Source organism: Rhodopseudomonas sp., assembly GCF_048594845.1.
Taxonomy (GTDB): domain Bacteria; phylum Pseudomonadota; class Alphaproteobacteria; order Rhizobiales; family Xanthobacteraceae; genus Rhodopseudomonas.
Genome location: NZ_JBMDXE010000171.1, coordinates 1 through 3,698 on the forward strand (window position 1 = coordinate 1; position 3,698 = coordinate 3,698).

Consider the following 3,698-nt stretch of genomic DNA (forward strand, 5'->3'; position numbering starts at 1 on the left):
TATAGCCGGCCAGCGCGTGCTTCAGCTGATCGCGGATGTACGCCTCCTCCAGCGTGACGCCGGGCTGCGGCTCCAGCATCGCCATCAACGACTCGCCGAACTCTGCGTCCGGAATGCCGAACACCGCACAGTCGTGCACGCCAGGAATGGCGTGGATCGCGGCTTCGATCTCGGCCGGGTAGATATTGACGCCGCCGGAGATCACCATGTCGCGCTTGCGGTCGCAGATGAAGACATAGCCGTCGGCATCGATGTAGCCGACGTCGCCCGAGGTGATGAAGCCGTCGCGATCAATCTCGGCGCGCTTCTCCGGCTTGTTGTGATAGGTGAAGTCCGGATTGCCAGCGATCCGAGAAAATATCTCGCCGATTTCGCCCTGCGGCAGTTCCTTGCCGTCATCGTCGACGAACTTGATCTCGGCGCCCGGCGCGATCTTGCCCACGGTGCCGGGCTTCTTCAGCGCATCCTCGGAGCTGGCGAACGTCACCGCGCCGGACTCGGTCGAGCCATAGAACTCGAAGATCACCGGGCCCCACCACTCGATCATCGCGCGCTTGACGTCGGCCGGGCACGGCGCCGCAGCGTGGATCACATGGGTCAGCGACGAGACGTCGTACTTCTTGCGCACCTCTTCGGGCAGCTTCATCAGCCGGATGAACATGGTCGGCACCATGAACACGGTGTCGAGGCGGTGCCGCTCGATCAGTGGCAGCAGCGTCACCGGCTCGCACCGCGCCAACAACACCAGCCGGCCGCCGCGCCGGCCGGCTCGAATGCCGAAGGCGTTCGGGGCGGAGTGATACAGCGGCCCCGGGCACAGCACGCGGGCGCCGGGCTTGAGCCCGTAGATCATCGCACGCATCGCTTCGGCGTTCTTGGCCTGCTCCGGCGTCGGCGCGAAACGCTTGACGCCCTTGGGATGGCCGGTAGTGCCCGAGGTGTAGATCATGTTCTGCGGCTGCGGCAACGCCGGTCCGTCATACGGCTTCTGCTGCGCCAGCCAGGTCTCGAAATCGATCGCGCCTGCAGGCGCGGCGCGATGCTCCGGCACGACCTTGTAGTTGGAAAGAATTTCCGACGGCGTTTCGACGCTCAACATCGTCACGCCGGCAGGCAGCACCGAGGCGGCTTCATGCAGCAGGTCGGCGTGGCCGATCAGCACACGCGTGCCGGTATCGCCCAGCACGTAAGCCAGCTCGTCCTGTTTGAAGTGCCAGTTCACTGGCACCATGTAGGCGCCGACTGTCATCACCGCGTAGGCAGCTTCGAGAAACGACACGTCATTTCGCATCAGCACGCAGACGCAATCACCTGGCTTGACGCCGAGCGCCTGCAGCCCGCCCGCCATCCGCGCCGCCCGCGCATTGACCTCGTCGAAGCTGCGGTGCCGTTCGCCGGACAGGATGCCGTGGAGGAGTTGGTTGTCAGTCATCGTTGGTTGGTCCGCTTCTTGGTGTCGGGTGATGCGCAAGTGTTCCACGAGCCGGGCACCACCATGGTGAGGAGCATCGCAGCGATGGGTCTCTAACCATGAGGATGTGGAATGCAGGCCTCTTCCCGTCATTGCGAGCGAAGCGAAGCAATCCAGACAAAATGCGCCGTGTCTGGATTGCTTCGTCGCTTCGCCTCCTCGGAATGACGAGGCGGTTTCGGTTCGGTCCTAGTCCGCGAACTTCGGCGCGCGCTTTTCCATGTTGGCGCGGACCGCTTCGGTCTGGTTGGGCGAGCCGATCAACTTCTGCTGCTCGACGCTTTCCGCCATCAGCGCCGGACCTGGATCGACCGACAGCGCGTTCATCATGCGCTTCGCGGCGCGGATAGCGTCCGGATTCTTGCCGGCGATTTCGCGCGCCATCTCCAGCGCCGCAGCGCGCGGATCCTCGACCACCTTGGTGGCGAGGCCGAGGCTCACGGCCTCCTGCGCGCCGACGATGCGGCCGGTGTAGGTCAGTTCGCGCAACACGTCGTCACGCAGCAGCGTCGCCAGGATCGGCGTGCCGGCCATATCGGGGACCAGACCCCATTTGATCTCCATGACCGACATCCGGGCGTCCGGCGCCATCAGCCGGATGTCGGCGCCGAGCGCGAGCTGACAGCCGCCGCCGAACGCGACGCCGTGCACTGCAGCAATCACCGGCACCGGTAGCGTCCGCCAGCCCCACACCGCCTGCTGCGCCGCGTTGGCCTGGCCGTGCGTACGCTTGGTGAGATCACGAAATTCGCCTCCCGGAATTCCGTTACCACCATTCTCCTTCATCGCGGCAAAACGCCCCATATCAAGGCCGGCGCAAAACGCCTTACCCTCTCCGGACAGCACGACAACGCGCACGCTCTTGTCCTTGGCGAGCCGTTCGGTCGTCGCCACCAGCGCCTCGAACATCGCGGCATCGAGCGCATTCATCTTGTCGGCCCGCACCAGCCGGACGTCGGCAACGCCGTCGGTCAGCGACACCGATACGCGATCATTCATGGGGCGGATTCCTCTGTTGTGATTGTGACCAGTTGCGGCGTACAGAAAAGCGTTGTCGGAATTTAGTCAATCGCTTAATCAACAGACACCTTCCACATTTCCGGGCATCTGACATGTTCACCGAAAAGCTTCTCGCAGGTCGTCGTATTCTGGTCACCGGCGGAGGCACAGGCCTCGGCAAGGCGATGGCGGCGCGCTTTCTTCAGCTTGGCGCCGAAGTGCATATCTGCGGCCGCCGCAAAGGCGTGTGCGACGAGACCGCGACCGAACTGATGGATCAGTTCGGCGGCAAGGTGATGACGTACGGCGTCGATATCCGCGATGCGCAGGCGGTCGATCACATGATCGAAACGATCTGGGCGACCGGTCCGCTCACCGATCTCATCAACAACGCGGCGGGAAATTTCATCTCACGGACAGAAGAACTGTCGCCGCGCGGCTTCGACGCGGTCGCCAATATCGTGATGCACGGCACCTTCTACGTCACGCACGCGGTCGGCCGGCGCTGGGTCGAAGGCGGCCACCGCGGCAATGTGGTGTCGATCACCACCACCTGGGTGCGCAACGGCAGCCCCTATGTGGTGCCATCGGCGATGAGCAAATCGGCGATCCACGCCATGACGATGTCGCTGGCCACCGAGTGGGGCCGTTACGGCATCCGCCTCAACACCATTGCGCCCGGCGAAATTCCGACCGAAGGCATGAGCAAGCGGATCAAGCCCGGCGACGAGGCCGGCGCCCGCACCATCAAGATGAATCCGATGGGCCGCGTCGGCACCATGGAAGAACTGCAGAACGTCGCGGTGTTCCTGATCTCCGGCGGCTGCGACTGGATCAACGGCGAGACCATCGCGATGGACGGCGCCCAGGGTCTCGCCATGGGCGGCAACTTCTATCAGCTCCGCGACTGGAGCAATTCCGACTGGGAGCAGGCCAAGGCCTCGATCAAGGCCCAGAACGAAAAGGACCGCGCCAAGCGGGGGTAACAAGCAACGCGGTCGTCATCCTGATGCCCGCGAGACAACTAACGACGACGTCATCCCCCGCGCATGCGGGGGATCCAGTATTCCAGGGCGTCAGCGGCCGACCACGACCGCTCTGCAATACTGGGTCGCCCGGACAAGCCGGGCGATGACCGCATATTTTTGTGCAGCGACCGTGCTTGGCGCGCAACGCGACCGCCGCGACAGCCTGCACCTCTCCCCTTCCCGCGACACTCGCTCCCGCT

General features: G+C 64.1%; 3 protein-coding genes. 1 reads left to right on the forward strand and 2 read right to left on the reverse strand.

Annotation, left to right across the window (positions count from 1 at the left end; genetic code table 11):
- The coding region (locus tag ACOJTD_RS10795) for an acyl-CoA synthetase (protein WP_420132915.1) at positions 1 to 1,432 on the reverse strand (1,432 nt) is incomplete at its 3' end.
- A gap of 228 nt (positions 1,433 to 1,660) precedes the next feature.
- Positions 1,661 to 2,470, reverse strand: coding sequence for a crotonase/enoyl-CoA hydratase family protein (locus ACOJTD_RS10800; RefSeq protein ID WP_420132916.1), 810 nt, complete (start codon positions 2,468 to 2,470; stop codon positions 1,661 to 1,663).
- Positions 2,471 to 2,583: 113 nt separating this feature from the next.
- Here ACOJTD_RS10800 and ACOJTD_RS10805 point away from each other — a divergent pair, with 113 nt between their 5' ends.
- A complete protein-coding gene (locus tag ACOJTD_RS10805; protein ID WP_420132917.1) occupies positions 2,584 to 3,456 on the forward strand; it encodes an SDR family oxidoreductase in 873 nt (290 codons plus the stop codon).
- Positions 3,457 to 3,698: the final 242 nt, after the last annotated feature.